Source organism: Micromonospora matsumotoense (genome assembly GCF_900091525.1).
In the GTDB taxonomy this organism is placed as follows: domain Bacteria; phylum Actinomycetota; class Actinomycetes; order Mycobacteriales; family Micromonosporaceae; genus Micromonospora; species Micromonospora matsumotoensis.
The window spans coordinates 446,428-458,848 of record NZ_FMCU01000005.1; the positions used below are offsets into that span (position 1 = coordinate 446,428).

Annotated in this window: 11 protein-coding genes; 9 read left to right on the forward strand and 2 right to left on the reverse strand. The window is 68.2% G+C overall.

Annotated features, from left to right (window positions below; all coding sequences use genetic code 11):
* Positions 1 to 641 precede the first annotated feature (641 nt).
* Positions 642 to 1,976 carry an NsdA family TPR-like regulatory protein gene (locus GA0070216_RS13965; RefSeq protein WP_091245150.1) on the forward strand — a complete coding sequence of 445 codons (1,335 nt, stop codon included), beginning with the start codon at positions 642 to 644 and terminating at the stop codon, positions 1,974 to 1,976.
* A 1-nt stretch (position 1,977) separates the two neighbouring features.
* The gene (locus GA0070216_RS13970; protein WP_091245152.1) at positions 1,978 to 2,373 is read left to right on the forward strand and encodes a hypothetical protein; all 396 of its coding nucleotides are present in this window, start codon (positions 1,978 to 1,980) and stop codon (positions 2,371 to 2,373) included.
* A gap of 192 nt (positions 2,374 to 2,565) precedes the next feature.
* Here the strand turns inward: GA0070216_RS13970 and GA0070216_RS13975 are convergent, their stop codons facing one another.
* Together GA0070216_RS13975 and GA0070216_RS13980 are read right to left on the reverse strand one after the other, a co-directional pair.
* Entirely contained in the window at positions 2,566 to 2,775 is a 210-nt protein-coding gene (locus GA0070216_RS13975; RefSeq protein WP_091245154.1) for a DUF397 domain-containing protein, read from the reverse strand.
* Entirely contained in the window at positions 2,772 to 3,647 is an 876-nt protein-coding gene (locus tag GA0070216_RS13980; protein WP_141723091.1) for a helix-turn-helix domain-containing protein, read from the reverse strand. Before GA0070216_RS13980 ends, GA0070216_RS13975 begins: the two co-directional genes overlap by 4 nt.
* Before the next feature lie 523 nt (positions 3,648 to 4,170).
* Here GA0070216_RS13980 and GA0070216_RS13985 point away from each other — a divergent pair.
* The 7 genes from GA0070216_RS13985 (at position 4,171) to GA0070216_RS14015 (ending at position 12,374) form a co-directional block, all read left to right on the forward strand.
* Positions 4,171 to 4,305 carry an FxLD family lanthipeptide gene (locus GA0070216_RS13985; protein WP_091245159.1) on the forward strand — a complete coding sequence of 45 codons (135 nt, stop codon included), beginning with the start codon at positions 4,171 to 4,173 and terminating at the stop codon, positions 4,303 to 4,305.
* A gap of 112 nt (positions 4,306 to 4,417) precedes the next feature.
* Positions 4,418 to 7,447: a lantibiotic dehydratase gene (locus GA0070216_RS13990; RefSeq protein WP_091245162.1), complete on the forward strand. Its 3,030-nt coding sequence runs from the start codon at positions 4,418 to 4,420 to the stop codon at positions 7,445 to 7,447.
* Complete coding sequence (locus GA0070216_RS13995) at positions 7,444 to 8,706, forward strand: lanthionine synthetase C family protein (protein ID WP_091245166.1); 1,263 nt, start codon at positions 7,444 to 7,446, stop codon at positions 8,704 to 8,706. The genes GA0070216_RS13990 and GA0070216_RS13995 overlap by 4 nt, the downstream gene beginning before the upstream one ends.
* A gap of 14 nt (positions 8,707 to 8,720) precedes the next feature.
* Entirely contained in the window at positions 8,721 to 10,805 is a 2,085-nt protein-coding gene (gene fxlM, locus GA0070216_RS14000) for a methyltransferase, FxLD system (protein ID WP_091245171.1), read from the forward strand.
* A gap of 123 nt (positions 10,806 to 10,928) precedes the next feature.
* The gene (locus GA0070216_RS14005; protein WP_091245173.1) at positions 10,929 to 11,108 is read left to right on the forward strand and encodes a hypothetical protein; all 180 of its coding nucleotides are present in this window, start codon (positions 10,929 to 10,931) and stop codon (positions 11,106 to 11,108) included.
* A gap of 70 nt (positions 11,109 to 11,178) precedes the next feature.
* Positions 11,179 to 11,481, forward strand: a complete 303-nt coding sequence (locus GA0070216_RS14010; RefSeq protein ID WP_176738962.1) for a transposase — start codon at positions 11,179 to 11,181, stop codon at positions 11,479 to 11,481.
* Positions 11,478 to 12,374 carry an IS3 family transposase gene (locus GA0070216_RS14015; protein ID WP_091245182.1) on the forward strand — a complete coding sequence of 299 codons (897 nt, stop codon included), beginning with the start codon at positions 11,478 to 11,480 and terminating at the stop codon, positions 12,372 to 12,374. Before GA0070216_RS14010 ends, GA0070216_RS14015 begins: the two co-directional genes overlap by 4 nt.
* The last annotated feature ends 47 nt before the right edge of the window (positions 12,375 to 12,421 follow it).

A 12,421-nucleotide genomic window follows, 5' to 3' on the forward strand; every position in this document is an offset into this window, starting at 1 on the left:
GTCTGGCCCAACTTGAAGGTGGTCAACTGGCGTCCAGCTATTCCGGCAATACCGCGTCGGTGAGTAGCAGGATGCCTCAGTTTGCTGTTCGCCCGGAGGTCGCCCACAGGGGCAGGGTATAAGGGTGGCTGCGTCACCTCTGGAATTTCCAGAACTTCTTCTTCACCTCCATGCCCCGCTGCGATAACCTGCATATCAAACATGACCGCGCGTCGAACTCCATCGCTCACCGTGACGCTCGCTCGGCGGCAGATTAGTAGACCCGTTTGGTTGCGGCAGCTCCTGTTGGCGCTGCCGTGCTCGTCAGGGGCGAGCAGGCCACCCGGACGGTTGCGGTCAGCCTGACGTTCCGTTGATAGTTCGTCTTGTGATCAGGAAGTCACACTGGCATGCTGGCGTGGCATTCCGGCAAACCGGACCGTCGGGTCGCCTCGTTCGGCCGAATGGAGGCCGAGGTCCGGCGGACCAAAGATGAGGGATGAGGGTGGCAGCGATCTTGCAGAGCCGCCCGAGAGGGCTACCAGCGAGTTTCGACGGGCGGTGAGGGGTTGGCACCGAGGTCGGGTGCGCCAGATGGCCCCAACACCCTGCTCAGTGACGCCCGCCGCCGGCTTCTGTCCCCGAGCGGTTCAGGCCGACGGATGTCTAGGCAGGAGGTCGCCGAGGCGGTCAACAACTACCTGTGGGACACCTACGGCACGAGAACCAGCATGGACGCCAACCACGTCGGGAAGCTTGAGCGAGGAGAGCACCGCTGGCCCAAGCCCACGACCCGGGAGGCATTTCGTGCGGTGCTAAAGGCACCACGGGACGCTGACCTGGGCTTCTACATCACCCGTGGCCAATGCCATTCTGATCCCGTTGCGCACCAGATACCCCCTGGCGAGATGCTCACCGCTGGTGATGATCACGCTGGCGAGTCGCTGATCGGCGGGGAGATCACGGACACTGGCGATATGAACCGCCGCGAGTTGCTACGCCTGCTGAGCCTGACAGGTGCGCTGTTGGCCGCGCCCGTCCCGGCCAGCCAGCTCGACTGGGCGCGCATCGAGTCATCCGGTGACGGGAACAGGCGACTAGACCCAGCGGCCCTCGACGAGTACGAGGGGCTGAACGCCCAGCTGTGGGCGGCCTTCGGCGCGGCCGAGTCCAAGGCAGCAGTATCACCGCTGGTCAACCGTCAGCTGACGACGCTCACGGCGAACCTACGCCGCTCCCACACGACACCCGTGCACCGCAGGCTCTGCGGGGTCACCGCCGACCTGCTCCAGCTCGCTGGCGAGGTCGCCTTCGACGCGAACGCGTACAGCGAGGCCGCGCACTGCTACACCCTGGCAGCGACCGCCGCCCGAGAAGCCGCTGCCTACGACCTCTGGGCGTGCGCGATGATCCGTCACGCCTTCATCAGCGTCTTCGAGCGCGACTTCCGGCACGCCGCACCGATGCTGGACGTTGCCGCCAGCCTGGCTCAGAACGGGGACAGCGCGCTGTCGACCCGGCACTGGGCACACACTGTGCGGGCACAGGCTCTCGCGGGCCTCGGCGACCTCAGCGGATGCCGGCAGGCGCTCGACCAAGCCGAAGAGGTCAACCACCTGCCCGGCCAGGTGCACAACGGCGGATGGTTACGCTTCGACGGCTCCCGGCTCGCCGAGGAACGCGGAGCCTGCTACGTCGAGTTGAGGCGCCCAGACCTGGCCGAGCCGGTGCTGTCCGGTGCTCTGTCGCAAAGCCTCTCCACACGACGACGCGGAACCGTCCTGACAGACCTCGCCTTGGTCGGAGTTCAACGGAGCGACGTACACCAGATCGTGCTCTACGGCAGCGCCGCCCTCGATACTGCCCGCCAAAGCGGCTCGGGCGTGGTCGGCTCCAAACTTAACCAACTTCACCACCGCTTGCGGCCGTTCCTTGCCGACACTCACGTGCGGCATCTCAACCGCCAGATCAGCGCCCTGGTAAGGGCAGGGAACTGACATGACCAGAGGGAGGACCAGCGTGCAGGTCGAAGAACCGGGGCGCGTGTTCCGCGAGGCATGGATCGCGGGAGTCCGCAAGCACTACCCCGGCGAACCGAAACCGGGCTACGTCACGCCCTGGCAAGATACGCCCGAATGGGAACGGGAGAGTGCCGCTGCCGTGTATGAGCTGGTCCGCCAGTTCATCGAGGCAGCCGACGGCGCGACGGCGAAGCTGACCCGTGAACAAAAAGGACGCTTCGTTGCCCTGTCCTGGATCGCGCAGATATTCAAGCACTTCCCGAACCCGAAGGCTTCCTACGTGGCCGACTGGTCAGACATGCCGGAGTGGCAGCGAGAGACGGACTCGGACATCTTCGAACACATCGAGCAGACGCTCGTCTCAACGCGCTGAGCGGAAGACAAGTCGACAGGAACGCGCACTTCTCACTCCCATGCCCGCCGTCCGGGTGCTTCTGAGTCGGCGCGAGGTCGGCGGGCGGGGCGCACCGACCAGCATGATCAGTACATGCAAGCGGTGACACTCATGTCGGCCGAGGTCAGCGCGGCGCGCCCGGCTTCCCGGGCGCGCCGACGAGACAGCAGTTCAGTGTGCGTCAAGGTCACCGTCGCGGATGCCGTCAGTGAACGCCGTCCACTCACCTCGGGTGAACCCCAGCACTGGTCCTCTCCGGTCCTTCGAGTCCCGCATTCCCACGGTGCCGTCGAGCGCGAAGGCGACCTCGATGCAGTTGTCGCCACCGCCGGAGCGGCTGGACTTCCGCCAGTTGGTGAACTTCTCGGGGTGCATGGTCATCTCCTGGTGTAGTCGGGCAGTTCCTCCGCCACGCTGGCGAGGAAGTCGAGGCTGTCGGCGGGGCTGAGGGCCGCGGAACGCAGGCGCTCGTACAGGGAGGCGTAGTTGGCAACCTCGTCCGGGTCGGTGAGGACGAGGTCGCTGGTGATGGTGTCGACCGCGACGACCACCGGATCGCTCGGGTCGGGGTATCGGTAGCTGAAGTACGACGACCGGGGTACCGCGTTGCCAGCGATTCGCGCGGTCAGCCGCAGTACCCGGATCGTGGTCTTCTGCTTCTCGTGACCGACGTTGATCAAGTGGTCGAGCTGCGCGCGGACGACCTCCGGCGGTGCGGCGTGCCGACGGATCGCGAGCTCATCGATGATCACTTCGTAGGTGGGTCCGCCGGGTCTGTCCAGGACCCGTTGCCGGGCAGCTCGGGCTTCCAGTGCTCGCTCCACCGTGAATCTCCGGGGGTAGGCAGCACGATCTGCCACCGCGCGGACCTCGGTGTACGCCGGGATCTGCAACAAACCCGGCAGCAGGGTGATGTGGTACTCGGCGATGTGCTCCGCACCGGCTTCCAGGTCCGCGTAGAGGGCCTGGCGTGGTCCCATCTCGACGCGGAAATTCTCCCACCATCCGTTCTCCTGGGACTCACGAGCGATGGCCATGATCTCTTCCCACCGCTTTTCGCCAACCCGAAAGTGGTCGAGGACTCGCATGATCTCGTCTTGATCTGGTCGGACTCTCGCGTTTTCCAAACGGCTCAGCTTTTGCTTGGCGATTTTTGTCTCTTTGCAGAGCCTCTCAGCGGAGTAGCCGTGTTCCTCCCGTAGTCGCACGAGTTCGGTAGCGAGCCGGCGACGACGGACATATGGACTGATCACCGATACCTCCGGCGAGAGACGCGAATAGCCCGGTGATCCATCCTGCCTGGACCCCGGCGACGAGAGCGTAACGCCTGTTTTACCGATCATCGCTAGCGCCGACCATGCTTTCCGCAAAGAAACCCCAGTTCAAGCGCACGACGACCGGTAAGTCTCCCCCTAGCTTTCCCCATTTGTCGGTGTTCCCGGGGTTACGCAAGAACCGCGATCGTGGAAGCACCACAAGCAATGTGTCTACGGCTTGTAATGGGGGCGCGCGGCGACAGGTTCGCGGCGGAGTCCCGACGATCCGAGGTGCGGGAGGAACGGCATGGACGCCACGAGCGCAACGCTGATAGCCGTTCGGTATACCTGAGGCCCCTGCCCGCTGTCGCTGCCGGGGAGGGCGTGGCGGCGGGCAGGCCGAACGTCGCGAGTTCTCATGGACGCCGTTTTAGAAAGGCGGATCGATCCGCCTGCCAACGTGCCGGTAGCTGCGGGGGCTACCTGCCCACCCAACATCCCAGTCCCATTGGAGGCTTCCATGAACAGCCTGCTCGCCGTCAGCAACGACCCGTTCGAGCTCGACGTGCAGATCGTCACGGACGGTCCGGTCGCCGCCGCGCTGCTGGCCGACACGGACGACGGCTGCGACACCGTGAAGGGCAGCGACTGCTGATCGAACACCCTCGCTGGTTCCGGCAGGCGATCCCCCGATGCCTGCCGGAACCAGCACCCCACATCCAGCCGTGCCCCCGGAGGAGCGCCTCGTGACGGAAGGAGGACGATTCATGTTTCGGTCGGTCGATGCCGCGACGATCCGCATTGCCGCTCACTCATGGCCCGACGGCCCGGCTCCTTGGCCGGACCGGAGCGACACCTCCGGTGTCGCGGACTGGTTGCAAGCAACGTGGCGGAAGGTCGGCTTGGCCGAGGCTGTCTGGGCCGCCAGCCCTGAGTTCGCTGCTCGCGTAGAAGCGGTCCTCGCCACAGGAAGCGCGACTCCAGACCGAGGGTGGCGGATGGCGTTGGCGTTGGCGCGGTACTTGGTCCGTGCGCAGCGGCGTGCGACGCCCTTCGGGTTGTTCTCGGGGGTGGCGACTCTGCGGTTCGACACGGTGGCTGCGGTGGTGCCGGCGGGGCAGTCGGCGATTCGGGTACGGCCGGACGCGAGTTGGCTCGCGTCCCTGATTGCGCGCCTTGAAGTTGAGCCCGACGTGCGCCGCCGTCTGCCTGTGCAGGCGAACAACCTGGCGCTGGTGAACGGGCCTCGGATAGTCGTGGCGCGCCGGCCGCACGCCTCTGCACGTACGGAGTCGACCTCGGTCAGGAGCACCGCAGCGGTACGGCTGGCGGTGTCGCTCGCCCGTTCCCCGTTGCCGTGGGCTGAGCTGCTCGACGCGGTCGCTGCTGCGTTTCCCGGCTTCCCACGCGCGTCCGCTGACACGATGGTTGCCGGCCTGGTGGACCACGGCGTGTTGATCTCCGCTCTCCGACCACCATCGACGTGCACGGACCCGATCAGGCATGTCCTGGACACCCTCGATGCGGCGTTCGACGGTGATCCGGAGGGGCAGCGAGCCCTTCGGGTCGAGCTGCGCTCGCTGCATGGTCGTCTCGGTGGTACTAGGCCAGCGAGCGCGACGTACCTTCGTGGGCTCGCCGACCGCATGCGCAGCGTCGCACCGGCCAACCAGCCGCTCGCGGTGGATCTTCAGCTCGCGGATCAGGTCGCCCTGCCGGAGCAGGTCGCCGCCGAGATCGCCGCATCGGTGGAGGTGCTGCGACGGCTGACGCCAGATCCGGCGGGGCGGCCCGAGTGGCGTGTGTACCGTGCCCGGTTCGTCGACCGCTACGGGATGACGGCTGTGGTGCCGCTCGCTCGACTGGTAGATCCGCTCGTCGGGTTGGGCGTCCCAGAACACTTCGGCGCTTTGGGCAACGCGCCTGCGGCACCACTGTCCGGCCGTGACGAGCGTCTGCTCGCGATGGCTCAGCAGGCGGTGATCGATGGTGTTCGTGAGGTGGTTCTCGATGACGCGGCCGTCGAATGGCTCGCCGGCGCTGGCCGAGTCATCGGGCCTGTTAGCCCTCACGTCGACGTCTCGGCAGAGGTACGCGCGGTCTCGCTGGAGGCGCTGACACAGGGACGGTTCACTGTCGCGCTGACCGGCATGGGCCGCTCGGCGATGGCGACGAGCGGGCGTTTCCTCGACGGGCTGCCCTACGCCGACCGGGAGTTGATGTGCCGGGAGTTCGCCCGCCTTCCAGTCGCGGTGGACGGGGCCATGCCAGTGCAACTGAGCTTCCCGCCGCGCAAGCTACACAGCCAAAACGTGCTCAGCTCCCGGCAGGTACTTCCGTGGCTGGTCAGCCTGGCTGAGCACCGGCCCGTGGCTGAGAACGTGATTGGCCTCGACGACCTCGGTGTGACCGCCGGCCGGGATCGGCTGGTGTTGGTGTCGATGTCGCGGCGGCGGGTGGTGGAGCCGACGGTGGCGCACGCTGCCGCCGTACACACGATGCCGCTGCTCGGCCGGTTCCTCCTGGAGCTGCCGCGAGCCACGGATGCCCGGCTGAAACCGTTCGACTGGGGTGCGGCTTCCTGCTTGCCGTTTCGACCCGCGCTGAGGTACGGGCGCGTCCTCTTGGCGGCGGCCCGGTGGCGGGTCGATCCGGCGGCCCTGCCCGGTGCGGACGCCAGCGATGGCGAATGGTTGACGGCCTGGGAGGCGCTGCGGACGAGGCTGCGGCTGCCGGCATGGGTGCAGGTCGGCAACGGTGACCAGCGGCTTCGGCTCCGCCTCGATCAGTCCATGGATCGTGCCCTGCTGCGTGCCCACCTGGACGCCAGCGCCGGACCGGTCACCGTAGTGGACGCGGCGAGTCCGAAGGACTTCGGTTGGCTCTCCGGCCGCGCCCACGAGATCGTCGTGCCAGTCGCCTCGACGGTTGCGCCCGCTGCCGCGCCGGCTGCGGTTACCGCGCGAGGCGCATGGCCGCCACCCGCTCCCCCCGAGCCGATCATGCCGGGTGCCAGTGGCCTGCTGTCCGCTTCGGTGGCCGTCGACCCTTCGACGATGGAGCTGGTCTTGGCCCGAGAGCTGCCCGCGCTGTTCGCCGACTGGCCCGAGCCACCGCTGTGGTGGTTCGTGCGCATGCGACGCCCCACCCCGCAGCTTCGACTACGACTGCACACCGATGACTACGGCGACGCGGCGGTACGGGTCGGGCGATGGGTCGGCGGGCTCCGACAGCAGCGCCTTGCCGGCGATTGGAGCCTGGACACCTACCAGCCCGAGTCCGGTCGGTACGGCTGCGGCACCGCGCTGGCAGCGGCCGAGAAACTCTTCGCCGCCGACTCCACCGCAGCCCTGGCACAGCTGGTAGCGCTGCCCGAGTCTGGGATCAATCGGCAGGCGCTGACCGCCCTGAGCATGGTCGACCTGACCGCCTCGATGCTCGGCAGCCGCACCGACGGATGCGAGTGGCTGGTGGCGCGCCCCGAGCAGACCGGGCAGGCACCGGTCCAGCGAGACGTGCTGCGCCAAGCGGTCACCCTCGACCCGAGCGAACTTCCCGAGCCCATCCAGCATGCATGGCGGGAGCGCTCCAGGGCCGCCGCCCGGTACGTAGCCGAACTGTCCGCCGTCGCCGGCCCGCTCACCCCAGCCTCGGTGCTCGCGTCGCTGATGCACCTGCACGTCGTTCGCGCTCTCGGTCCCGACGAAGACGCCGAACAGCTCACCTACCGGTTGGCTCGCCATGTCGCGCTGGCGGCGGTGCGTCGCCGGGTTCGCGCCAAAGGAGCATCCCGATGACCGAAGCACCGCTGAGGACACCATTGCTCCGGGCGGCTGAGGCGATGGCCGCGTGCATCACCGACACCCTGACCGAGCCGCCGCCCCCGGATTTCGCAGCGGACGACTACGGGCCACGCAGTTCCCGCTGGTACGCCCAGTCGCTGTCCCGGGGTGCCGCCGGGGTGGCACTCCTGCACGGGGTGCGAGCGCAGACAGGACACGGTGGGTGGGAACCGGTTCATGCCTGGCTGCGACGCGCGACCGCTGACACGCTGAACAGCGGCAGCGGAGCCGGACTCTGGTTCGGCGCACCCGCTGTCACCCACGCGCTGACCACGGCCATGCCCCACGCCCGCCCAGCAGCCCTGGACACGCTTGATCATGCCCTCGATGACCAGGTGGAACGCCGCCTGGCCGCTGCTACGGCACGCCTCGCGGCGCGTGCCCGGCCCTCGCTGTCGGAGTTCGACCTCGTACGCGGGCTGACCGGCCTGGGAGCCCACCTGCTGTGCCGCGCCTCGCACGGACCTCTGCTCCGGCGGGTGCTGGCGTACCTGGTCCAACTCACCGAGCCGGTGCACACCGACGATGAGGCGGGCCGACTCGCGCCGGGTTGGTGGAGCGCAGACCCCACCGACCGCGAAGGTCCGGAGCAGGGCGGGCACGCCAACGTCGGCATGGCGCACCGCATCACCGGCCCTCTGGCTCTCCTGGCCCTGGCCATGCGGCAGAACATCCGGGTGCCGAGGCACGCGGAGGCGATCCGCCGGATCTGCACGTGGCTCGACCGCTGGCAGCAGACAAGCCCTGCGGGACCGTGGTGGCCGGAGAAGATCACCGTCGCGGAGTTGCGCGCCGGAAAACCCTCCATGAGCGGACCGGCGCGGCCGTCCTGGTGCTACGGCACCCCTGGAGTCGCCCGCGCCCAACAGTTGGCCGGCATCGCTCTCGACGACGCCGCCCGCCAAGAGGCGGCAGAAGAGGCCCTGACCCGCTGCCTGGCCGACCCCCTCCAACTCAGCCGGATCGTCGATCCGTCGCTGTGCCACGGCTGGGCAGGGCTCGCCGCTACGGCCTGGTACGCCGCCGCCGACGCCCGCACCGCCGACCTCCAGAAACAGCTTCCCCAAGTCGTGCGCCTGCTGATCCAACACGCCACGGACACCACCCCGGCACGATCCGGCTTGATCACAGGCGCCGCCGGAATAGCCCTCACCCTGCACACCATCGCGACCGGCACCGACGTCCGCTGGGCCACCAGCCTGCTGATCAACTAGACGAGGAGAGCGTCGTGGATCTCGACTCCGAACCCGACACCGAGCCACCAGGCGTGGCGCCGGCGAGCCGATGGCGCCAGATCAACCTGACCCTCTCGGACTGGCAGAGCGCTGAGGATTTCGCCGCAACCCGGCTCGCCCCTGAGCTCGCCGCTGCGGAAGACCACCGGACGATCACCGCCTTCTGGTTCATCCGCAAGAGCGAGACGTGGCGGTTGCGGCTACTGCCCGGCGACCGGCTCGCCCAGGTCTACGCCCTCCTCGCCTCCATCACCGACGACGACCGCATCCGCGGTGTCACCGAGCCCGTCTACCGCCCCGAGGCGTACGCCTTCGGCGGTGACCAGGCCATGACGATCGCCCACACCCTCTTCCACGCGGACAGCCGCCACATCCTCGGCCATCTCGCCACCACCGGCGGCACCCACCGGCGTGAACTCGGCGTCCTGCTCGCCACTCGCCTCCTACGCGCCGCCGGACTGGAGTTCTCCGAGCAGGGCGACGTCTGGCGACTTCTCGCCTCGCGCCGGCACCAGCCAAACGCCCCCGCGCCGAGCCCACGGCTCATCGCGGCGGTGCAGCGCCTACAAACCGCGGCCGACGACACGGCCGCAAGCCCTCTGGTCATCACCCCGCAATGGCCGAGAGCCCAGGAGCAGGCGGGCGCGGACCTCGGCTTCCTCGACCGACACGGCGCGCTGACTCGCGACCTACGCGAGGTGCTGACCCACCACCTTTTGTTCCTGTTCAACCGGCTCGGCATCTCCGCCGCTGACACCTGGCTACTCGCGACGGCGGCCGTGACCGTCACCTTCCACCACCCCTTCGACACCCCATCCGGCTATCAACCCGCCGCCAAGATCGGAAGTAGGGTCAACGCAGTGAACACTTCCCCCACCGCACCGGGAACGTCGAGTGCCGCGACGCTGCGCGACCAGCTCGCCAGCACGCTCGGACAGCGCGGCCACATCCGATCCGGCGCCGTCGCGCACGCATTCCGTACGGTGCCCCGCGAGCAGTTCCTCCCCGGTGTCGACCTGGAAACCGTCTACACCCGCCGCCAGATCGTCACCAAACGAGACCCCAGCGGTGCCGCGTTGTCGTCCGCGTCGAGCCCCAGTCTCGTCGCGGACATGCTCGAACAACTCGCCCCGCAACCCGGCCACCGCGTCCTGGAGATCGGCGCGGCCACCGGCATCAACGCCGCCCTGCTCGCCGAGCTGACCAGCCCCGGCGGCACGGTCGTCACCATCGAACTCGACCAGGACCTCGCCGACGGCGCCCGCGCCGGCCTCGACCGCGCCGGCTACGACACCGTGAAGGTGATCTGCGGCGACGGAGCCCTCGGCGACCCCGAGCACGCGCCCTACGACCGGATCATCGTCACCGCCGGAGCCTGGGACATCTCCGCTGCCTGGTGGGAACAACTCGCCGACCACGGCCGCATCGTCGTACCCCTACGCGTGCACGAGAGCGGCCTGACCCGATGCTTCGCCTTCGACCGCACCGACCCCCACCAGCTCGTCAGCACCACGACGCCACTGGTCTGCGGATTCGTTCCCATGCGCGGCACCGCCGAGCACACCGACCACCACGTACGCCTCGACACCGACGTGGTCCTCAAACTCGACGCCACCGACCAGCCCGACCGCGCCGCGCTCGCCAGCGCCCTCAGTCACTCCCGGCTCGAACGCTGGACCGGCATCCAGGTCAGCGACGCCGACCCGATCGGCCACCTCGACCTGTGGCTCCTCGTTCACGCCACCAGGCCGTTCGGTCGCCTCGGCGTCGGTGATACCGCCCGCACCAGTGGACTGGTCACCCCCGCCTACCGGTGGGCCGGTGCCGCCATCTACCACGGCGGCACCATCGCCTACCTCGCCTTCCAGGACGCGGGCAACGGTCACCACGAAATCGGCGCAATCGCACACGGCCCGGACGCCACCACGCTCGCCACCGAGCTGACCAACCTGCTCGACCAATGGGACGAGGCCCACCGCCCCAACCAGCCCACCGTCACCGCGCACCGCGCAGGATCCCGGCCCGCCGACCATGGCGACATCAGCCGAGCCGACACCATCCTCACGATCTCCTTCTGACCGCAGCCAGGCCGGGGCGGTGCCCTGTCCCGCCCCGGTGGACGAGCGCAGCTGAGCCGTCACGTACGACCTGAACGCACCTCGTTGCCCACATGCGGCCCTTCCGCAGCGGATGAGGACACCATGACTCCGTCTCTTGCCGCCACCATCGCGGCCCGCTTCCCTCTCGTCGCCCGCAAACGACCGCCCGCCAAACCACTGGACGCTCGGGTAGACCGGCTCGTCAGGCTCGCCGAGACCGCACACTGCGAGAGCGACCCGGACAAGGCGTCCATGGTGTTCAACGGGGCGGCCTGGGCCTGACCCGTTTTGACGGACATCCGAGATCAGGAGCCCGGTGGGCTCCGGGAGGATGTCCAGCATCATGGAGAGCATGGGTAAGAAGCGGCCCCGGCCTCGCCGGTCGTTCACGGCGCAGTTCAAGGCCGAGATCGTTGAGCTGTGTCAGCGTGGGGACCGCACGATCAGGCAGGTCAGCGACGATTTCGACTTGACCGAGACCGCGGTGCGTGACTGGGTCAAGCAAGCCGAACTCGACACCGGTACCCGCTCCGACGGGCTGAGCAGCGACGAGAAGGCCGAACTCGCCCAACTGCGGCGGGAAAACCGCCGGTTGCGCGAGGACGTCGATATCTTGAAGCGGGCGACGGCTTTCTTCGCGAAGGAGACCCGGTGAACGTGTACCCGTTCATCGAGGCGGAGAAGGCCGGCAAGCACAACGTCACACGCGCGTGCGAGCTGATGAAGGTCTCCCGATCCGCCTACTACCAGCACGCCACCGGTCAGCAGTCGCAGCGAGACCTGACCGACCAGGCGCTGACCGCGAAGATCATCGAGGTGCACGCGATGTCGAAGGGCACCTACGGAGCCCCCCGGGTGCACGCCGAACTGACCGACGCCGGGCTGCGGCACGGACGTAAACGCATCGCCCGGCTGATGCGCGACGTCGGCGTGCGCGGCAAGAGCCCGCGCCGGTGGCAGACGACCACCATCACCGACCCCGCGGCAGCCGATCGTGCGGACCTGATCGGTCGGGACTTCACCACCGACCCCGCCCGCATCGACACCCGCTGGTGCGGAGACATCACCTACATCAACACGTGGCAGGGCTGGCTGTATCTGGCCACTGTCATCGACCTGGCATCCCGTCGCGTCGTGGGCTGGGCCGTCGCCGATCACCTCAAAACCGACCTGATCGATGCCGCCCTGAACGACGCGATCGTGCGGCGCCGCCCACCGTCTGGGCTGATCTTCCACTCCGACCGCGGCTGCCAGTACACCAGCGCCCAACACGCCCGCCTCGCCGCCACCCACAGCATCCGCCTGTCCAACAGCCGTCGCGGGCAATGCTGGGACAACGCGGTAGCCGAGTCCTTCTTCGCTACGGTCAAGACCGAACTGCTGCACCGGCAGCCGTGGCCCACACACACCGCCGCCCGCCAGGCCACATTCGAGTACATCGAAGGCTGGTACAACACCCGTCGCCGGCACTCCTCGCTGGGCTACCTCAGCCCAGCCGCCTACGAAGCCACCCGCCACACCATTCAACCGGTACACCAGGCCGCCTAGATAAGATCACCACATCGACCCCGTCCGTCGAAACGGGTCAAGCCCAG

What these genes read in the sequence shown, in the direction of transcription:
- GA0070216_RS13990 (WP_091245162.1), top strand. Translation starts at nt 4,418, where the DNA reads ATGTTTCGGTCGGTCGATGCCGCGACGATCCGCATTGCCGCTCACTCA.
- GA0070216_RS14005 (WP_091245173.1), top strand. Translation starts at nt 10,929, where the DNA reads ATGACTCCGTCTCTTGCCGCCACCATCGCGGCCCGCTTCCCTCTCGTC.
- GA0070216_RS13970 (WP_091245152.1), top strand. Translation starts at nt 1,978, where the DNA reads ATGACCAGAGGGAGGACCAGCGTGCAGGTCGAAGAACCGGGGCGCGTG.
- GA0070216_RS13995 (WP_091245166.1), top strand. Translation starts at nt 7,444, where the DNA reads ATGACCGAAGCACCGCTGAGGACACCATTGCTCCGGGCGGCTGAGGCG.
- GA0070216_RS14010 (WP_176738962.1), top strand. Translation starts at nt 11,179, where the DNA reads ATGGGTAAGAAGCGGCCCCGGCCTCGCCGGTCGTTCACGGCGCAGTTC.
- GA0070216_RS13975 (WP_091245154.1), bottom strand. Translation starts at nt 2,775, where the DNA reads ATGACCATGCACCCCGAGAAGTTCACCAACTGGCGGAAGTCCAGCCGC.
- GA0070216_RS13965 (WP_091245150.1), top strand. Translation starts at nt 642, where the DNA reads ATGTCTAGGCAGGAGGTCGCCGAGGCGGTCAACAACTACCTGTGGGAC.
- GA0070216_RS13985 (WP_091245159.1), top strand. Translation starts at nt 4,171, where the DNA reads ATGAACAGCCTGCTCGCCGTCAGCAACGACCCGTTCGAGCTCGACGTG.